Source organism: Streptomyces ureilyticus, from assembly GCF_011045025.1.
Taxonomy (GTDB): domain Bacteria; phylum Actinomycetota; class Actinomycetes; order Streptomycetales; family Streptomycetaceae; genus Streptomyces; species Streptomyces ureilyticus.
On the sequence record NZ_JAAKZX010000025.1, the window covers coordinates 1 to 16923 of the forward strand.

The following is a 16923-nucleotide window of genomic DNA, read 5'->3' on the forward strand; positions in this document are numbered from 1 at the left end:
GGGTGAGGGGGTGGTGGCCGTGGGCTAGAGGAAGATGCCGCGCGTGAGACCGCCGTCGATGCCCAGGGACTCGCCGGTGATCGCGGCGGCCCTGGGGGAGGCGAGGAAGCAGACGGCCTGGGCGATCTCGTCCGCCTCCAGAACCCGGCGGATCGGTGTGCGGGCGATGAAGTCCGCCTCGACCTCGGCCGCGGTGATGCCGCGCTTGGCGGCCTCCTTCTCGTAGAGCTCGTGGATGTGCTCGGTCTCCACCACACCGGGATGCAGGGTGTTGACGGTGATGCCGGACGGGCCGAGCTGGTCGGAGAGGGCCTTGGTCATGTGGACGATCGCGACGTTGCGCAGGCCGGAGAGCGCGTGGCTGGAACGCCCGGTCAGTCCGCCGATGTTGATGATGCGGCCGTAGCCGCCCGCCTTCATGTGCGGGGTGACGGCCTGCGCGCAGCGGAAGTAGCCGACGACCTTGGTGTTGATGTCGGCCAGCAGCAGTTCGGGGTCGGCTTCCTCGACCGAGTTGCGGACCAGCCCGGAAGGGGCGGCCGCGCCGTTGACGAGGATGTCGATCCGCCCGAGGTCGTCGGCCACACGCCGCACCATGGCGCGTACGGACTCGGTGTCGTTGGTGTCCGAGGTGTAGGGAACGACGCGGCCGCCGGTCTCGGCCTCGAGTTCCTTGGCGGTGCGTTCCAGCAGGGGCAGCCGACGGGCGGTGATGACGACGGTCGCGCCCTCGGCGGCGAGTTCGCGGGCGGTGGCTTTGCCGATGCCCAGGCTGCCGCCGGTGACGATGGCGGTCCTGCCGCCCAGTTCCAGGTGCATGCGTGTCTCCCACAGAGGTGATGGGCAATAAGGGGCTTCAGCGACAAGGGGCTTCAGCGACAGGGTGTTGCGGCGACAAGAGCCTTCGGCGACAAGGGCCTTCGGACGTCAGCTGAGGTTGACCCAGACGCTCTTGACCTCGGTGTAGTGGTCGAGCACGGTCCGGCCCATCTCCCGGCCCCAGCCGGACTGCTTGAACCCGCCGAAGGGCGACGCGGGATCCGTGAGGTTGTAGCAGTTGATCCACACCGTGCCCGCCTGCAGTTCGTCCGCGATGCGGTGGGCATGGCCCAGGTCGGAGGTCCAGATGCCGGCCGAGAGTCCGAAGGGCGAGTCGTTGGCACGCTCGACCAGATCGTCCACGTCGTCCCAGCTCATCGCCGCCAGTACGGGACCGAAGATCTCTTCCTGGACGATGCGCAGGCCGTCGTCGGGCGCCACGAACACCGTCGGCTGGACGAAGAAGCCGCCGTCGTACGGCGCGTCGAGGTCGGGCCGCCCGCCGCCCGCGGCCAGCCGGGCACCCTGCTCCCGGCCGGCGGCGATGAACCCGGCGACCCTCTCGTGATGTCTCGCGGAGACCAGCGGCCCCATCTCGGTGGCCGGGTCGCTGCCGGGCCCCACGACGATGCCGCGGGCGCGCTCCGCGACGGCGTCCAGCACCTCGTCGAAGATCTTGCGGTGTACGTACAGCCGGGAGCCGGCCGTGCAGACCTGGCCCTGGTTGAAGAAGACGGCCTGGGCGGCGGCCTCGGCGACGGCCTGCGGATCGGCGTCGGGAAGCACGATGTTCGGGGACTTGCCGCCGAGTTCGAGGGAGACCTTCTTCAGGTTCCCGGCGGCGGCACGGACGATGGCGCGGCCCGTCTCGGTGGACCCGGTGAAAGCGATCTTGTCGACTCCGTCGTGCGCGGCGAGGGCGGCGCCCGCCGTGGCACCGCGCCCGGTGACGACATTGACGACGCCGTCCGGCACCCCCGCCTCCTGGAGCAGCTCGGCGAGCCGCAGCGTGGACAGCGGGGTCTCCTCGGCCGGCTTGAGGACGACCGTGCAGCCGGTGGCCAGGGCGGGCGCGAGCTTCCAACAGGCCATCGACACGGGGAAGTTCCACGGCACGATCAGACCGGCCACGCCCACCGGCTGACGTGTGGTGTAGTTCAGCACCCGCAGCCCGCCGCGCGGCGACACGGGGATCGTGCTGCCTTCCAGCTTGCTCGGCCAGCCCGCGAAGTACCGGAAGAGTTTGACGCTGGTGCCCACGTCCACGGCCCGCGCCACCGAGACCGGCTTGCCGTTGTCGTGTGACTCCAGCAGGGCCAGTTCCTCGGCATGCGCCTCGATGACGTCGGCGATGCGGTTCAGCAGCGCGCCCCGCTCCATGGGGCTCATCCGACGCCAGCCGGGGTCGTCGAAGGCACGGCGCGCCGCGGTGACGGCCCGGTCGACGTCGGCGGCGTCGCCGTCGGGAACGGCGGTGAGCACGGTACCGGTGGCGGGGTCGACGCTCTCGAACGAGCGGCCGCTCAGGGCCCCGACCCAGTGGCCGCCGATGAACATGGTCCGCGGTTCGGCCAGGAAGCGAGTGACCGCTTCCGCCGCGCCGGTGACCGGGGCTGCTGCGCTGTGCATGGTGGCTCCTCTCACAGGGCCATCTCGATGAGCTGAGGGCCGTCGGCGGCTAGCGCACGGCCGAGTTCGCGCCGCAGCGCCTCGCCCGTCTCCACCCGGGTGCCGGGAACGCCGTAACCCCGGGCCAGCGCGGGCCAGTCGAAGGCCGGTTCGTCCAGGCTGGTGAGCGCCATCGCGTTGGGCCCTGGCCGGCTCTGTCCGTGCCGGCCGAGTTCGGTGCGCAGTACGTTGTAGGCGCGGTTGGAGGCGATGAGGGTGACGACGGGCAGCTGCTCGCGGGCCATCGTCCACAGCGACTGGATGGTGTACTGCGCGCTTCCGTCGGACTGCAGGGCGACGACCTTGCGGCCGGGTGCGGCGATCGCGGCGCCGGCAGCGGCGGGCAGGCCCTGGCCGATGGCTCCGCCGGTGTTGGTGAGGGTGGTGTGGCGGGCGGCGCGCGACGACGCGGTGAAGAAGGGGTAGCCGCAGGTGCCGCCCTCGACCGAGACGATGGCGTGTTCGGGCAGGAGCCGGGCCACGATCCGGCCGACCGACTGCGGCGTGAGCGCTCCGTCCGGGAGTCCTTCGTCGTCCGGGCGGGGCCGCTGTGGGGCCGGTTCGGGAGCACCGAGCGCGTCCGCGAGGGCTTCGAGCGCGAGTGCGCCGTCCTCCTCCGGGGTGCTCAGCACCTCCACGGTGCCGTAGGGAGCCAGCAGGCTGGGAACCCCTTCGTAGCCGAAGTACGACACAGGCTCCAACGCACCGGCCAGCACGACCAGTTGAGCCCCGGCGAGGGCCTCGATCGCCTTCTCCGGGAAATACGGGAGCCGGTCCAGGTCGGGAAGGCCGCCACCGCGCTCGGCGGCGGCCGGGAAGGTCTCGCTGTACAGGACGGCCCCGGTGGCGGAGGCGATCCGGGCCGCCGCCCTTTGGCCGCGCTCATCGAGTGCCGCACCGCCCAGCAGAAGGACAGCCCGCTCGCCGGCACGCAGCCGCTTGGCGATCGCGTCGATGACGTCCACCGCCACTTCCGGCCGGCTCCGGGGCCGGGGCAACTCGACGTCCACGGGGGCCTTGAGCACTTCCTGCTGGAAGTCGGCCGGGGCGATGAGCGTGGCCCCGCAGCCGGGCGCGGCGGTGGCGGCCGCGACGGCGCGGGCGGTGAGCTGGGCGAGGCCCGCGCCGGAGGCGGCGGTGCCGACCCAGCCGGAGACGGGGCTCGCGAGCGAGACGATGTCCGAGGTCAGCGGAGCGTCATGAACGAGATGCCAACTGGCGTGATCTCCGATGACGTTGAAGACGGGGGAGTGGGCCCGTCGTGCGTTGTGCAGGTTCGCGATGCCGTTGGCGAAACCGGGGCCCAGGTGCAGCAGCGTCATCGCCGGCCGGCCGGCGATCCGGGCGTAGCCGTCGGCCGCGCCGGTGCAGACACCCTCGAAGAGCCCGAGCACCGCGCGGGTGCCGGGAACCGAGTCCAAGGCGGCGACCAGGGGCATCTCCGTGGTCCCCGGGTTGGCGAAGCAGACGTCCACTCCGGCGGCGAGCGAGGTCTCGACCAGGGCCTCGGCCCCGGTCAGGCCGCCGGACCGGTTCGCCTGCCAGACGGTGGTGGCGTGGGTCATGGACATTCCTCCGTGCACTATGCGCACCGTCCGTGCGTATAGTGCACAGCATTGGCGTGGTGCGGCTCCGGCGTCAACCCCCGGAGCCAACAGACCCGTGCCATACGCTGAACGCGTGAGCGGAACCGGGAAGGCGGTAGGCGGCGTGCGGGCAGAGGCCGCGAACGACGCGGAGGGCGGCGCGGGTGACGGACCCGAAGAGAAGGCGAAGCGCCCCAGCCAGCCGCCGTCGCAGACGCTCGTCAGAGGCCTGGCCGTTCTACGGGCCGTCGCTCACCAGCCCCGTGGCCTGACGGTCGCCGAGATCGCAGCCCGGACGGGGCTGCACCGGACGGTCGTGCACCGCCTCGCGGGCACGCTGGCCGCGGAGGGATTCCTGGCCAAGAGCGCGGACGGCGCGTACGTACCCGGGGGAGAACTGCACACGCTGGCGGGCACTTCGCGGCCCACCCTCGCGGAGTTCATCCAGCCACTGCTGCAACAGCTCGCGGACCGGTACGGCGGTACGGCGATCCTGTTCTTCCCGGAACCGGACTGTGTCGTCGCCGTGGCCACGGCGGTTCCCCAGGACGCCGACTATCACCTCGCCTACCGCAAGGGGTCTCGCCAGCCGCTGGACCGGGGGGCCGCCCCGTGCGCGATCCGGGCCGGACGAGCGCCTTCTGGCGACGACTCGGACGCCGTCCGTGAGGCCCGTCGCAAGGGCTGGGTCACCAGTCACGGCGCGGTGGAACCGGGAGCCCACGCGGTCGCCGCTCCGCTGGCCCGCGACGGAGACGTACTGGACGCCTGCGTCATGTTCGTCTCGCACCGGCAGGACCGCGTCGACGAGGCCACACCGGAAGTGGTCTCCGCCGCGCGAGCGGCCCGAGCGTTCTTGCTGGGTCCGCGCTAGAGCCGCCCATCCCGCGTTCCTCGCTGGTCAACCGCCGCCCCTGCCGAAGCACTTCGGCGGGGGCGGCCGCATTTGTGTCCGCCGGGCCTTGACACCCGCCACGAGCCACAACACGATGTGCTCTCAACAAACGTACAGCGCGTACGAATATCGCACAGTGGTGAAACTGGAGGCTGATCGGGATGACAAGCCCTGATCGCACCACCCTGGCCCACGGCCGCCTGTCCCTGATCGGCGTCCTCACTCAATCACTCGGCTTCATGGGACCGGTCTTCTCGGTCGCGGCCCTCCTGCCCCTGGTCGTGGGCCTGTCGGCCACGGGACGCGGCGCCGGCGTCGCCACCCCGGTCGCGATCCTCATCGCCGGTATCGGCATGTGCGGCGTGGGATGGATCATCGCCCAGTACGCGAAGCGCATCCATCTGTGCGGCTCTCTCTACGAATACGTGAGTGACAGCGCCGGACCTCGCACCGGCGTGATCGCCGGATGGCTCTACTACGGAGCCATGTTGGTTCTAGGAGCCTCGACGTACCTCGTCCTCGGCGGACTCACGCAGACGTGGCTCAAGAGCGCCCTGTCCGTGGACGTGCCGTGGTGGCCGCTGTCCCTGATGTACGCCGCCGTCACCTCGACGATTCTCGTGGTCGGCGTTCACGTCTCGATCCGGGCGCAGCTCATCCTCGCCCTGGGCGCCATGATCGTCGTCCTCGCTTTCTCGCTGGTCATCATCTTCCGCGGCGGCCAGAACGGCGAGAGCTGGTCCGCCGAACCCTTCAACCCCTTCGCCGTAGGGGGTCTTAATCTGCTCTTCGGCGTGCTGTACGGCATCAACATGTTCATCGGGTTCGAGTCGGCGGCCAACCTCGCTGAGGAGACCTCGGATCCCAAACGCCATGTGCCGCGGGCGGTCATGCTCTCGTTGATCATCGTCGGGGTCTATTACGTGGTGGTGGCCTACGCGCAGGTCATGGGTTTTGGCCTCGACGCGGACGCGTGGAAGAACAGTGTCTTCCCGCTGGAGAAGCTCTCGTACGGTGAGGAGTTCGGCTCTGCCGCGTTCGGAAACATCCTGGCGGTCCTGATCATTCTCGACATCCTCGCGGTCGCGATCGGAATCGGCGTCGCATCGACTCGGGGAATGCTCTCGATGGCCCGCAGTGGCCGGCTGCCGTCGAAGCTGGCTGTTCTGCACCACCGGTTCCGTACCCCTGTGTGGGGCGCCGCGCTCCTGGGCGCCGTTTCGTGCGTCGCCATCATCGGTGTGCACCTGGCGGGCGACCGGATGTTCGGCGAGGCGGCCGGGCAGCCGCGATGGTCGTCGGCGTTCGGCTGGATGGCCGGCTTCGGCGGAACAGGCATGGCGATCATGTATCTCGTCGTCGGTGCCGCGGGTGTGAAGGGCCTCTGGAACCATGTCAGCCGCACCAAACTGCTCATCGCCGGAAGCACCGGTGTAGCAGTGGCCGCCGGCGCTGTGTTCGGCGCGGTCTACCAGGCGGCCAGCCCTCTCAACACCGTTCCCTGGGCTTTGCTCGTGTGGGTGGCACTGGGTGCGGTCTGGTCCTTCTTCGCGCTCGGCCGGTCGTCCCGTACGGGAGAACCCTTGACGGACCAGGCGGCGGAAGACACCAGTGAAGTGACCCCACTGTGACGACGCCCCGGACCACCACTCACCTCACCCTTCATCCCCCATGCCATCAGGAGGAAAGGCAGTGACCACCACCACGACCACCACCACGGCGCACCCGTACGATCCGCTGACCGCCGAGGAAATAGAAAAGGCCGTCGGTGTGGTGCGTGCCGGCCATTCTCAGCGGGGGGCGATGAAGTTCCCCCTGGTGCGGCTGGACCTCCCGGACAAGGAGCAGGTGCGGGCGTACGACCCCTCGCGCCCGATCCCCCGCGTGGCCTTCCTCGTCGTCTACGACCCCGAGGCCAGTGCCATGTTCGAGGCCCGGGTCGATCTCACGGACGACAGCCTGGTCTCCTTCAAGCACCTCCCGGGCCTGCAACCGCCCATCATGATCGACGAGTTGATGGCGCTCGACGAGATCATCAAGAACGACCCGGCCGCCGTGGAGGCCCTGGCACGGCACGGAGTCGACGACCTCTCGCAAGTGCAGTTCGACCCCTGGTCCACCGGCACCCTGCCGATCGAGGGTGTGGACGCGCGACGACGCGTGATCCGCTCGACCGCGTACGTCCGGCACTTCACCGAGGACAACGGCTACGCCAGGCCCGTAGGGAACCTCGTCTTCGTCATCGACTGCGACAGCCGTTCGGTGGTGGCCATCTCGGAGGGGGATCCGCTGCCGCTTCCGCCGGAGAGCGGGAACTACGACTCGGGCAGCGTGGGACCGCTGCGCGACGACCTCCGCCCCATCGAGATCACGCAGCCGGAAGGACCCTCCTTCACGGTGTCCGGCAATGTCATCGAGTGGCAGCGATGGCGGCTGCACGCCCACATCGACGTGGTGGAGGGCCTCGTCATCAGCGATGTCTCCTACCTGGACGAGGGCCGTCGGCGCTCGATCGTGCACCGGGCCGGGATCAGCGAGATGGTGGTGCCCTACGGCGACACCAGCGACGACTTCTACTTCCGGAACGTCTTCGACGCGGGCGAATACAGCCTGGGAAAGACAGTCGGTTCGCTCAGTCTCGGATGCGACTGCCTCGGGGAGATCCGGTACCTCGACGCCGTGCTCTCCGACGAGTCGGGCACCCCGCACACCATCACCAACGCCATCTGTCTGCATGAGGAGGACTACGGAATCCTCTGGAAGCACTGGGACTTCCGCTACGTCGAGCAGGCGGAGGTCAGGCGCTCCCGGCGTCTCGTCGTGTCGTCGATCCACACGATCGGCAACTACGAGTACGGCTTCTTCTGGTACTTCTACCTCGACGGGACGATCCAGTTCGAAGCCAAGCTGACCGGGATCGTCCAGACGCGGGCCGTGGCTCCCGGCGAGCAACCCGCCTACGGAACGCTCGTGGCGCCCCAGTTGGACGCGCCGAACCACCAACACCTGTTCAACATGCGACTGGACATGGAAGTCGACGGGCCACGCAACACGGTCGTGGAGGTCGACGCGGTGGGTCTTCCGATGGGGCCGGACAACCCGTACGGAAACGCGATCGTCGCCCGCCGCACGGAGATCACCAACGAACGTGATGGCCGCAGGATGTGCGACCCGCTCACCGCGCGCAGCTGGAAGATCACCAATCCCGGTGTGCGCAACCGCTTCGACGAGCCCGTCGCCTACAAACTGGTCCCCTTCGTCGGCCCGACGCTGCTCGCCGCTCCCGAAAGCGATCTCGCGCGGCGCGCCGAGTTCGCGCGGGCGCATCTGTGGGTGACCCGGTACAGCCCGGACGAACTGCATGCGGCGGGTGACTACCCGAACCAGCACCCGGGGGACGGGATCGGCCAGTGGATCGAGCAGGGGCGCGATCTGGCCGACACGGACGTGGTGCTCTGGCACACCTTCGGCACCTCGCATCTGCCACGGCCCGAGGACTGGCCCATCATGCCGTGCGAGTACGTCGGGTTCGCGCTGAAGCCGGTCGGGTTCTTCGACCGCAACCCCTCGTTGGACGTGCCGCCCCCGGCCGGGCATGGCGCGAAGAGCTGTCACTCCACACCGCAGCAGGGCGACGGCGACCGGCACGGCGAGTGACCTTGCCGGGCCCGCACCCGTACACCGGACGCGTGCGGGTTTCCGGCTGTTCCGCCGGGGTGACGCACCGGCGTGGGCTTCAGGCTGTCCCGCAGGGGTGACGCACCGGCGTGGGGCGCTATCGACTGACCGCTTCCGGGCCGGCCGCGCCGACCAACTGGGTCGCGGCCGTCCCCGCGGCCTCCGTCACCAGACGGGGAACCTGGTCGTCGACGAGCTTGAGGCCGAGTTGCACCACTCCGAGGCTCGCGGTCGACCAGTCCGAGACCCGGATGGGGGCCGCGATGCCGATCGCACCTTCCTGGATCGAGCCCACGCTGACGGCGTAGCCGCGACGACGGGCCTCGCGGACGTCGTCGGTGTCCTCGTCGCTCTCCGGCCTGCCGGCGAGGATGGCGATGCCGTCCGCGCCGATGGTCAGGGCGTGCCGGGCGCCTTCCCGCATGGCGAGGTGCATGGTGGAGTTCGGCGGCTCCGCCGTCAGCAGGATCAGGGCCTGGTCGCCGTCGGCGACGCTCAACAGCGCCGTGCTGTTGGTCTGTTCGCTGAGCCGTCGCAGAATCGGCAGGACGGTGGCCTGCAGCCGTGGTTTGAGTTGCCCGGCCAATTCGGCCACGCCGAACCCGAGGATGTAGCGCGTGCCGATACGGGCGACGAGGCTGTGCGCCTCCAGCGTGCGCAGAAGACGGTAGACGGCCGCCCGGGCGATGCTCAGCCGCTCGGCGAGCTCTGCCGCCGTGAGACCGTCGGCGTTCCTCGCGAGCAAGGACAGCACCGTCAGCCCACGGTCAAGAGTCAGGGACGTTTCCCCGCCGGTCGCCGCCACGATCTTCTCTCGCCTCCTGCCTAACCGTGCCGCACATCATGTCACGCCGGTCAGAACGGTCGTATGGCGCCGACCCCTTGACCCGGCGTCACCCTCATCCCTATGGTTTCGAATATCGTCCACAGAGAACGGTAATCGTACTCATGCTAGCACGCACAGAAGCCGAACAGCTGGTCAGCACGGTTCCGACGGAGCCCTACTTCGCCGGGCGATGGGGCAGCGGTCAGAGCATCGACACCTTCGACGTGACCGACCCGGTGACCGAACGACGGCTCACCACCGTTGCCGCCGCCGGAGCCCGGGAAGTAGACGAGGCCGTAACCCACGCCCGGTCCGCTCTGGACGAGGGTGAGTGGGGGAGAACGGACGGAAGCGCCAGGGCGCTCCTGCTGCACCGGCTGGCCGATCTCATCGAGGCCCGGAGCGAGGAGTTCGCGACGCTGGAGTCGCTGGACATCGGCAAGCCCGGCTTCGAGCCGCGGGCCATCGACCTGCCCCAGGCGATCGGGGCCTTCCGGTACTTCGCCGGCTGGGCCGACAAGCTGGAGGGCCGCTCCGTCCCGACGTCCTCGTACATGGGCCGGCCCACGCACAGCTACACCGTGCGCGAGCCGGTCGGAGTCGTCGCGGCCATCACGCCCTGGAACTCGCCGACCATGATCGGATCGTGGAAGATCGCGCCCGCGCTCGCAGCGGGATGCGCCGTCGTCCTGAAGCCTCCGGAGGACGCGCCCCTCACCTCCCTTCTCCTCGCGTCGCTGATCGAGGAAGCCGGGTTCCCGGCAGGGGCGTTCAGTGTGCTTCCGGGGCTCGGAGCCGTGACGGGCCAGGCGCTCATCGATCACCCGGGGGTAGACAAGATCTCGTTCACGGGAAGCCCCGAGACGGGATACAAGGTGGCAGTGGCGGCCGCGAAGGGATTTCGGCGTACGACTCTGGAACTCGGCGGCAAGAGCCCTCAGATCGTTTTCGGGGACGCCGATCTGGACGAAGCCGCGATGGGTGTGGCGGTCGGAATCTTCGCCAATCAGGGCGAGGTGTGTGCCGCGGGCAGCCGCATCCTGGTCGCTCGTTCCGTGTACGAAGAATTCGTCGAACGTCTGGTGGCGCGTGCCCGCGACATCAAGGTCGGCGACCCGTTCGACGAAGGCACCACGATGGGCGCGTTGATCAACTCACGGCAGTTGGAGCGGGTTTCCCAGTACGTCGCGGCAGGAATCGACGACGGCGCCTGCCTGGTCGCCGGGGGCGGCCGACCCGAGGGCAAAGGGTTCTTCATCGAGCCGACACTGTTCGCCGACGTGGACAACACCATGGCGATCGCCCGGCGGGAGATCTTCGGGCCCGTGGGGGCGATCATCGCGTTCGACTCGGAGTCCGAGGCGGTCGCGACGGCCAACGACAGCGATTACGCGCTGGCCGCCACCCTGTGGACGTCCGACGTGAGCAGGGCGCACGTGGTCGCTCGCCGCGTGAAGGCCGGGGCTGTCGCGATCAACGGCTGGGCGCCCCTCGACCCCCGCCTGCCGTGGGGCGGTTCCAAGCTCAGCGGTCAGGGGCGGGAACTCGGCTGGGCCGGTATCGAAGCGAACACCGAGGAGAAGACGGTCACCGCCGTCCTCTCGTACACACCGGACAAGTGAACTCGTACACACCGGACAAGTGAACCGGCGCCAGTCGCCTACTTCTACTTCGTGATCGAGCATCATCCCTCGGAAGGGGATTTCCGTGTCAGCACACGTGTTGGTCGTCTACTACAGCGCTACGGGGTCCGTGCATCGGCTGGCGAAGGCAGTGGCCGAAGGAGCTGAATCCGCGGGCGCCGAGGTACGGCTCCGCAGGGTCGCCGAACTCGCTCCCGCCGAGGCGATAGCAGCGAATCCGGACTGGGCCGCGCATCGGCAGGAGACCGAATCGACCGTCGAGGTCGTCGAACTCGCCGACCTGGAGTGGGCCGACGGATACGCCTTCGGCACACCGACGCGTTACGGCGCTCCGGCGGCGCAGCTGAAGCAGTTCATCGACACCGCCGGAGGTCTCTGGCAGGAGGGGAAGCTGTCGGACAAGCCGGTGACGACCTTCGTCTCCTCGGCCGAGCAGCACGGCGGCCAGGAGTCGACGATCCTGTCGCTGAACAACGTCTTCTACCACTGGGGCGCGGTCATCGTCCCTCTCGGCTACACGGACGACATCGTCTACGCCGCCGGTGGAAACCCCTACGGGACCTCGTGGCCCGCGGGATTCCCCTCGACGGCACCGGACGAGGTCACGCTGGACTGCGCTCGTTTCCAGGGAGCCCGGTTGGCACGGTTCGCGACGCTGCTCGCGGCGGACAGGGCGCAGGTGTCCGCCGCGCAGGGCTGAGCGGGCCGAGCTGAGCGGGCAGAGCTGAGCGGGCAGTCAAGCCGAGGCTGTTGGCCCGGCGGCCGGGGCGCGAGGCACGCTAGCCGTCTGCCCGTGAACCCGGGCTATTTCTGGGCTGACCCGCTGGGGCGGGCGACCTCGATGCCGACTCGTCCGCCGATCCGCAGTGCCTTGGTGCGGGTCGGCTCCACGGTGAAGCCGGCCGCGGTGATCCGCTGCGATACGGCGTCGGCGGCGTTGTCGCGCAGTTGTTCGCGCATCCGGCCGCGCATCCCGGCCTGCCGGCGCCCTCGGCCGTGCTCGTGGTCATGCCCGTGCTCGTCGAGCACCGCGTCGGCCAGGACCAGCAGGCCGTCGGGCCGTAGCACCCGGCGCACCTCGGCCAGCAGCGCGTCCTTCGACGTGCTGTCCAGGTGGTGCAGCATCAGGCTGGAGAAGACTCGGTCGAACGAGCCGTCGTCATAAGGCAGTTCCTGGGCGAACCCGCGGTCCAGCCGTATGACGAGGCCCGCCCGCCGGGCTTTGCGTCCGGCGCGGGCCAGTGCCTGCGGGTCAGGGTCAAGGCCGATGAGGTCCACGTTCCGGTGCCGCTGACCGGTCGCCCGCAGCAGGTTCCCGGTGCCGCAGCCGACGTCCAGCACCCGGTGCCCGTCCCGCAAGTCGGCCAGCGTGATCATCTCCTGGTGGATCGGGCGCAGCCCGAACACGTGGTGTGCCACGTCGTAGAGCGGCGTCAGGAAGTGCTTGCCCAAGCCCGGGATGTACTCCCGCTCGGCACGCGTCTGAGACAGTTTTTCGGTCATGCCATCAGTCTGGCCGCGTCCGAAGCTGCGGACCTGTACCGATCCGTGGCTCCAATGGGACGATTCGACGGTGAGGACCGTGCGAAAGGCGCCCAGCCGGGAGCGGCCGGCGACCTACTCGTTGTTGCCGGCACCCGGCGAGCTGCCCGTGGCGACCTGGCGGCTGGAGCACGGCTGGGAGAGCACCGGCTGGCAGAGCACCGACAGCTTCGAGGAGCACGCGCACGACTTCCCCGGCCTGGCGTACTTCCAGTCCGCCGGCGGGCTGCTGCGCACCGGCCGGCGGACCTGGCAGATCGAGGCCGGTGACCTGTTCGTCATCGCGCCCGGCGATGTGATGGGCCAAGTCCACGCCAGCGACCTGGCCCAGGCCCACGGCTGGGGCGTGTTCTTCACCGCCGACGCGCTCGGCCCGGACGTCCCCGGCGCCCACCTGGCCTGGCGCACGCACCCGCTGCTGTTCCCGTTCGTCCGCGGCGGAGCGATCGGCGCCCTGCGGATGCGGGTGCCCGAACCGGACCGGCCCGAGTGGGCTGCCCGGATCCAGGCCCTGCACGAGGAGCTGGCGCAACGCCGGGACGGCTACCGGGAGGCCGCGCTGGCCCACCTGACACTGCTGCTGGTCGGGGTGTCCCGGCTCGCCGCCGACGTCGTGGGCGACCTGCGTGAGAACCGGGAACCACTGCTCGCCGAGGTGTTCGAGGTCATCGAGCGGCGCTACCCACAACCGCTGTCACTGCGCGACGTGGCCGCCGCAGTCAGCATCTCCCCGGGCCACCTCACCTCGACGGTACGCCGACGGACCGGACGTACCGTGCAGGAGTGGATTACCGAGCGGCGCATGGTGCAAGCCCGGCGCTTGCTCGCGGCGACCGACCTGCCGATCAGCGAGATAGGCAGGCGCGTGGGCTTCCCGGACGCCGGCTACTTCGCCCGCACCTTCGGCAAGGTGCACGGAACGAGCCCCGCACAGTGGCGGCGAGCCGGCGGCGCCGATCCCGGAAGCAGGCCGCAACGCTGAGAGGGCGCGCGGACAGGCGGCGACCAGGGCGGCGTTGTCGCCCGCCGCGGACCGGCCGCGTTGTGGACCACTGCCTGGCCCGGGGGCGTGTCACCGAACTTGCCCCAGATCGGCTCGCCGACCACGCAGGCTGACGTCACCGAACCGTAAGCACCCACCCCGGCCCATATCGCCCGCCGCCCGGCCTACAGTTCAGCCGACCCGGTCCCGAGCCCGTCATCAGGAGCTGTCCCTTCATGCGTGCCCGCCTGATCCTCCCCGGCCTGCTGGCCGCCACCGCGCTCACCCTCGTCGGCTGCGGTGCGGAGAAGTCCGCCTCCTCCGGCAGCGCCGCGGAGAAGACCAGCTCTCCCGCTTCCGGGTCCTCCGCGCCGGCGCAGGACGGGGCCGGTGCCGGGGCGGTCCCGGAGGCGCTGCGGTTCACCGGTACGACCGTGGACGGCAAACCGTTCGACGCGGCCACGCTGGCGGGCAAGCCCACCGTGCTGTGGTTCTGGGCTCCTTGGTGCCCCACCTGCAAGGCTCAGGGTCCCGAAACCGCCAAGGTCGCCGCCCAGTTCGAAGGCCAGGCGCACGTGCTCGGGGTGGCCGGACTCGACAAGACCAAGGCCATGAAGGACTTCGTCACCGACACAGGGGTCGGCACCTTCCCGAACCTCGCCGACGAGGCCGGAGACGTCTGGAAGAAGTTCAAGATCACCCAGCAGAGCGTCTACGTGATCCTCGACAAGGACGGCAAGACCGTCTTCACCGGCAGCCTCCCGGCCGGCAAGGGCCTCGCCGGCAAAGTCAGCCCGCTCGTCGGCTGAACCGGCCATGTCCGATCTGCCCCTGGCCCTCGCCCTGACCGCGGGCATGCTCGCCGCCGTCAACCCCTGCGGCTTCGCTCTGCTCCCCGCCTACCTGTCGCTGCTCGTACTCGGCGACGACTCTCCGAGCCGTACCGTCGCTCTCGGACGGGCTCTGACCGCCACCGCGGCGATGACGGTCGGATTCGCCGCGCTCTTCGGCGTGTTCGGCCTGGCCGTCCAGCCCGTCGCGGGACAGGTGCAGGAGCAGCTGCCCTGGTTCACCATCGCCTTCGGGCTCCTCATGGCGCTGGCCGGCACCTGGCTGCTCGCCGGGCGCCAACTCCCCACCCTGGCCCCGAAACTGCGCCGCGCGCCGACCGTCACCCGCTCCCTCCCCTCGATGGCGCTCTTCGGCATGGCGTACGCGACCGCCTCCCTCGGCTGCACCATCGCCCCGTTCCTCGCCATCGTCGTCTCCGCCTTCCGCAGCGGCTCGACCGGCGAAGGCATCGCCCTGTTCGCCGCGTACGCCGCCGGGATGGGCCTGATCGTCGGCGCCGCCTCACTGACCGTCGCCCTCACCCGCGCCACGGCCGTAACCCGCCTGCGCCGCCTCGGCGCGGTCGCGCCCCGGCTCGGCGGCGCACTGCTCCTGGGCGTGGGCGGGTACGTCGCGTACTACGGCTGGTACGAGATCCGCGTCCAGCGCGACCCCACCCACCAGGACCCGGTCATCGACGCGGCCGGAGCCGTCCAGCGCGGCATCGCCGAGCCGCTGGACGCCGCCGGCCCCGCGGTGATCGCCCTCGTCCTCGCGGCCCTGGTCGTCACGGCATTGGTGCTCGTCCGCTTCCGGCGGGCCCGAGGGGCCCGCCGGTCACCCGGTGCGGACACCGGTACGCGGTCAACTCCCAGCACCATCCCCTGAGTTGGGGGCAGCAGAGGTCAGACGGTCATGGTGGTGCCGTCGAAGCGGCTGAGGGTGAAGACGGCGTCCTCCAGCGTCGACTCCTTGGCCTCGCGCAGCACGCCGATGGCGATCTCCTCGCCCAGCCGGACCGCCTCGGTGTAGTCGGTACGCCAGTGCACGCCGGCCATGTTCCGGCCGGTGGCGATGTTGGCGGCGACCTTGTTGAGCTCGCCGCCGACGGTGAGCCCGTCGGCGTCCGGGCCGGTGTACGGCTCCAGAGCGGTGCCATCGGTGCTCGGCACCACCGGGTCGGCCAGGATGTGCGACTCGTCGAACCACGCCTTGAGGATCGTCACGCATGCTCCCGCCACCGTGGCGTGTCCGGAGCCGTAGGAGGGGTGCGTCGGGCTGCCCTCGGGGAACGCCTGCGGAAGCAGGTAGCTGCCGTACTTCTCGAAGACCCGCTTGACGGCGACGGAGTCCAGCACTTCGCCGTCGATCGGGTACTCGCGCTGCCCGCGCAGCTGCTGGTGCACCCGGCCGCCGAACTCCTCCGGCCGCAGCCGACGGTGCACGTACCACTTCTGGAACCACACCGCCTTCAGGGCCCGCGTGGCCACCTCGGTGACGAGCGAGAGGATGTGCGGGCCGCCGTACGTCCCGAAGCCGATCTGGTTGCGGGAGAAGTTGTACGGGTTGCCCGCGTCCGCAGGCGCGTTCTGGCCCAGCAGGATGAGGGTGGCGTTGAGGTAGGCCTCGTACAGCGCGTCGAAGTGCACGTAGTGGGCCAGATCGCGCGGCGTCTGGATGTACCGCCGCGTCGCGTAGTCCCGCTCGTCCGGCTCGGGTTCGGAGCCGTTCTGCACCTCCAGCCAGTCGCCCCAGGTGGTCATGTGGTCGACCGGGCGGACCAGGGTGTCCTGCCGCTGCGGGATCAGCAGCGTGCCGTACGGGATGTCCTTGAGCAGGAACTGCGAGAGATACGGCCCGACCAGATCGCCGCGGGTGTCGCCGCGGAAGAGGGTCTGCGGCGTGACCTGCCCGTTCTGCTTGGGCGCCCGGAAGTCCGAAAGACCGCTCAGTTCGACGGCCGCCTCGGCGACCAGTTCGCTGTCGCCGAACCGGGTGAACAGCACGTCGCGGCACAGCGCCATCCAGTACAGCTCGACCGCCTCGGCGGAGTTCCGCGCGCTGTCGATACGCGGCGCGGGAGCGATGGCCAGGGCCTGGGCGTCCGGGCCCTGCGGGTCGAAGGCCAGTCCGGACTGCGGGTTGGTCAGCTTGCGGGTGTCTCCGAGTGGGATGCGCTCGAAGTCCTCGTAGCTGCCGGTGGCCAGTGCCCGGCGCAGCAGGTGGTAGGCGGCCGGGTCGACCTCTCCGTACTTGTTGTGCGGTAACGCCTTGGAGTAGGTGGCGACGAACGGGTGGTCCGTCTCTTCCCCGTTGGCGGTGTGGGCCGGTACGTGGCGCTGGAACTCCGCCTCGGCGGCCCGGATCCGCGCGTCGCGCGCGGCAAAACGACGATCACTCATGCGAATACCCCCGTATTCCCCGTGAGTTGTGCGTGAATTGCACTCTTGACC

General features: G+C 69.9%; 14 protein-coding genes. 8 read left to right on the top strand and 6 right to left on the bottom strand.

Annotated elements, in window-relative coordinates; translation table 11 throughout:
- Nucleotides 1-24: 24 nt before the first annotated feature.
- The 3 genes from G6048_RS10840 to G6048_RS10850 form a co-directional block, all read right to left on the bottom strand.
- Nucleotides 25-819, bottom strand: a complete 795-nt coding sequence (locus G6048_RS10840; protein WP_165339276.1) for an SDR family NAD(P)-dependent oxidoreductase — start codon at nt 817-819, stop codon at nt 25-27.
- A 108-nt stretch (nt 820-927) separates the two neighbouring features.
- Entirely contained in the window at nt 928-2448 is a 1521-nt protein-coding gene (locus G6048_RS10845; protein WP_165339277.1) for an aldehyde dehydrogenase family protein, read from the bottom strand.
- 11 nt (nt 2449-2459) lie between these two features.
- A complete protein-coding gene (locus tag G6048_RS10850; protein ID WP_165339278.1) occupies nt 2460-4052 on the bottom strand; it encodes an acetolactate synthase large subunit in 1593 nt (530 codons plus the stop codon).
- Between the two features lie 115 nt (nt 4053-4167).
- Here G6048_RS10850 and G6048_RS10855 point away from each other — a divergent pair, with 115 nt between their 5' ends.
- The 3 genes from G6048_RS10855 to G6048_RS10865 all read left to right on the top strand — a co-directional run bounded on the left by G6048_RS10855 (nt 4168) and on the right by G6048_RS10865 (nt 8625).
- Entirely contained in the window at nt 4168-4947 is a 780-nt protein-coding gene (locus G6048_RS10855) for an IclR family transcriptional regulator (protein ID WP_165339279.1), read from the top strand.
- A 182-nt stretch (nt 4948-5129) separates the two neighbouring features.
- Complete coding sequence (locus tag G6048_RS10860) at nt 5130-6599, top strand: APC family permease (protein WP_165339280.1); 1470 nt, start codon at nt 5130-5132, stop codon at nt 6597-6599.
- A 61-nt stretch (nt 6600-6660) separates the two neighbouring features.
- Entirely contained in the window at nt 6661-8625 is a 1965-nt protein-coding gene (locus G6048_RS10865; RefSeq protein WP_206341448.1) for a primary-amine oxidase, read from the top strand.
- 118 nt (nt 8626-8743) lie between these two features.
- Here G6048_RS10865 and G6048_RS10870 read toward each other — a convergent pair whose 3' ends face one another.
- Nucleotides 8744-9451, bottom strand: a complete 708-nt coding sequence (locus G6048_RS10870; RefSeq protein WP_328825736.1) for an IclR family transcriptional regulator — start codon at nt 9449-9451, stop codon at nt 8744-8746.
- Between the two features lie 143 nt (nt 9452-9594).
- Here G6048_RS10870 and G6048_RS10875 point away from each other — a divergent pair, with 143 nt between their 5' ends.
- Nucleotides 9595-11094, top strand: coding sequence for an aldehyde dehydrogenase family protein (locus G6048_RS10875; RefSeq protein WP_165339283.1), 1500 nt, complete (start codon nt 9595-9597; stop codon nt 11092-11094).
- Nucleotides 11095-11179: 85 nt separating this feature from the next.
- Complete coding sequence (gene wrbA, locus G6048_RS10880; protein ID WP_165339284.1) at nt 11180-11815, top strand: NAD(P)H:quinone oxidoreductase; 636 nt, start codon at nt 11180-11182, stop codon at nt 11813-11815.
- 104 nt (nt 11816-11919) lie between these two features.
- On the opposite strand, the gene G6048_RS10885 is transcribed toward wrbA, so the two are convergent.
- Nucleotides 11920-12618 (bottom strand): class I SAM-dependent methyltransferase, encoded by a 699-nt coding sequence (locus tag G6048_RS10885; protein ID WP_165339285.1) that lies wholly within the window; start codon nt 12616-12618, stop codon nt 11920-11922.
- Nucleotides 12619-12688: 70 nt separating this feature from the next.
- On the opposite strand from G6048_RS10885, the gene G6048_RS10890 reads away from it, so the two are divergent.
- The 3 genes from G6048_RS10890 (at nt 12689) to G6048_RS10900 (ending at nt 15358) form a co-directional block, all read left to right on the top strand.
- A complete protein-coding gene (locus tag G6048_RS10890; RefSeq protein WP_206341449.1) occupies nt 12689-13639 on the top strand; it encodes a helix-turn-helix domain-containing protein in 951 nt (316 codons plus the stop codon).
- A 236-nt stretch (nt 13640-13875) separates the two neighbouring features.
- Nucleotides 13876-14448 carry a redoxin domain-containing protein gene (locus G6048_RS10895; RefSeq protein WP_165339287.1) on the top strand — a complete coding sequence of 191 codons (573 nt, stop codon included), beginning with the start codon at nt 13876-13878 and terminating at the stop codon, nt 14446-14448.
- Nucleotides 14449-14455: 7 nt separating this feature from the next.
- Nucleotides 14456-15358 (top strand): cytochrome c biogenesis CcdA family protein, encoded by a 903-nt coding sequence (locus G6048_RS10900; protein WP_165339288.1) that lies wholly within the window; start codon nt 14456-14458, stop codon nt 15356-15358.
- Between the two features lie 17 nt (nt 15359-15375).
- Here G6048_RS10900 and G6048_RS10905 read toward each other — a convergent pair whose 3' ends face one another.
- Nucleotides 15376-16872 carry a vanadium-dependent haloperoxidase gene (locus G6048_RS10905; protein ID WP_206341450.1) on the bottom strand — a complete coding sequence of 499 codons (1497 nt, stop codon included), beginning with the start codon at nt 16870-16872 and terminating at the stop codon, nt 15376-15378.
- Nucleotides 16873-16923 lie beyond the last annotated feature (51 nt).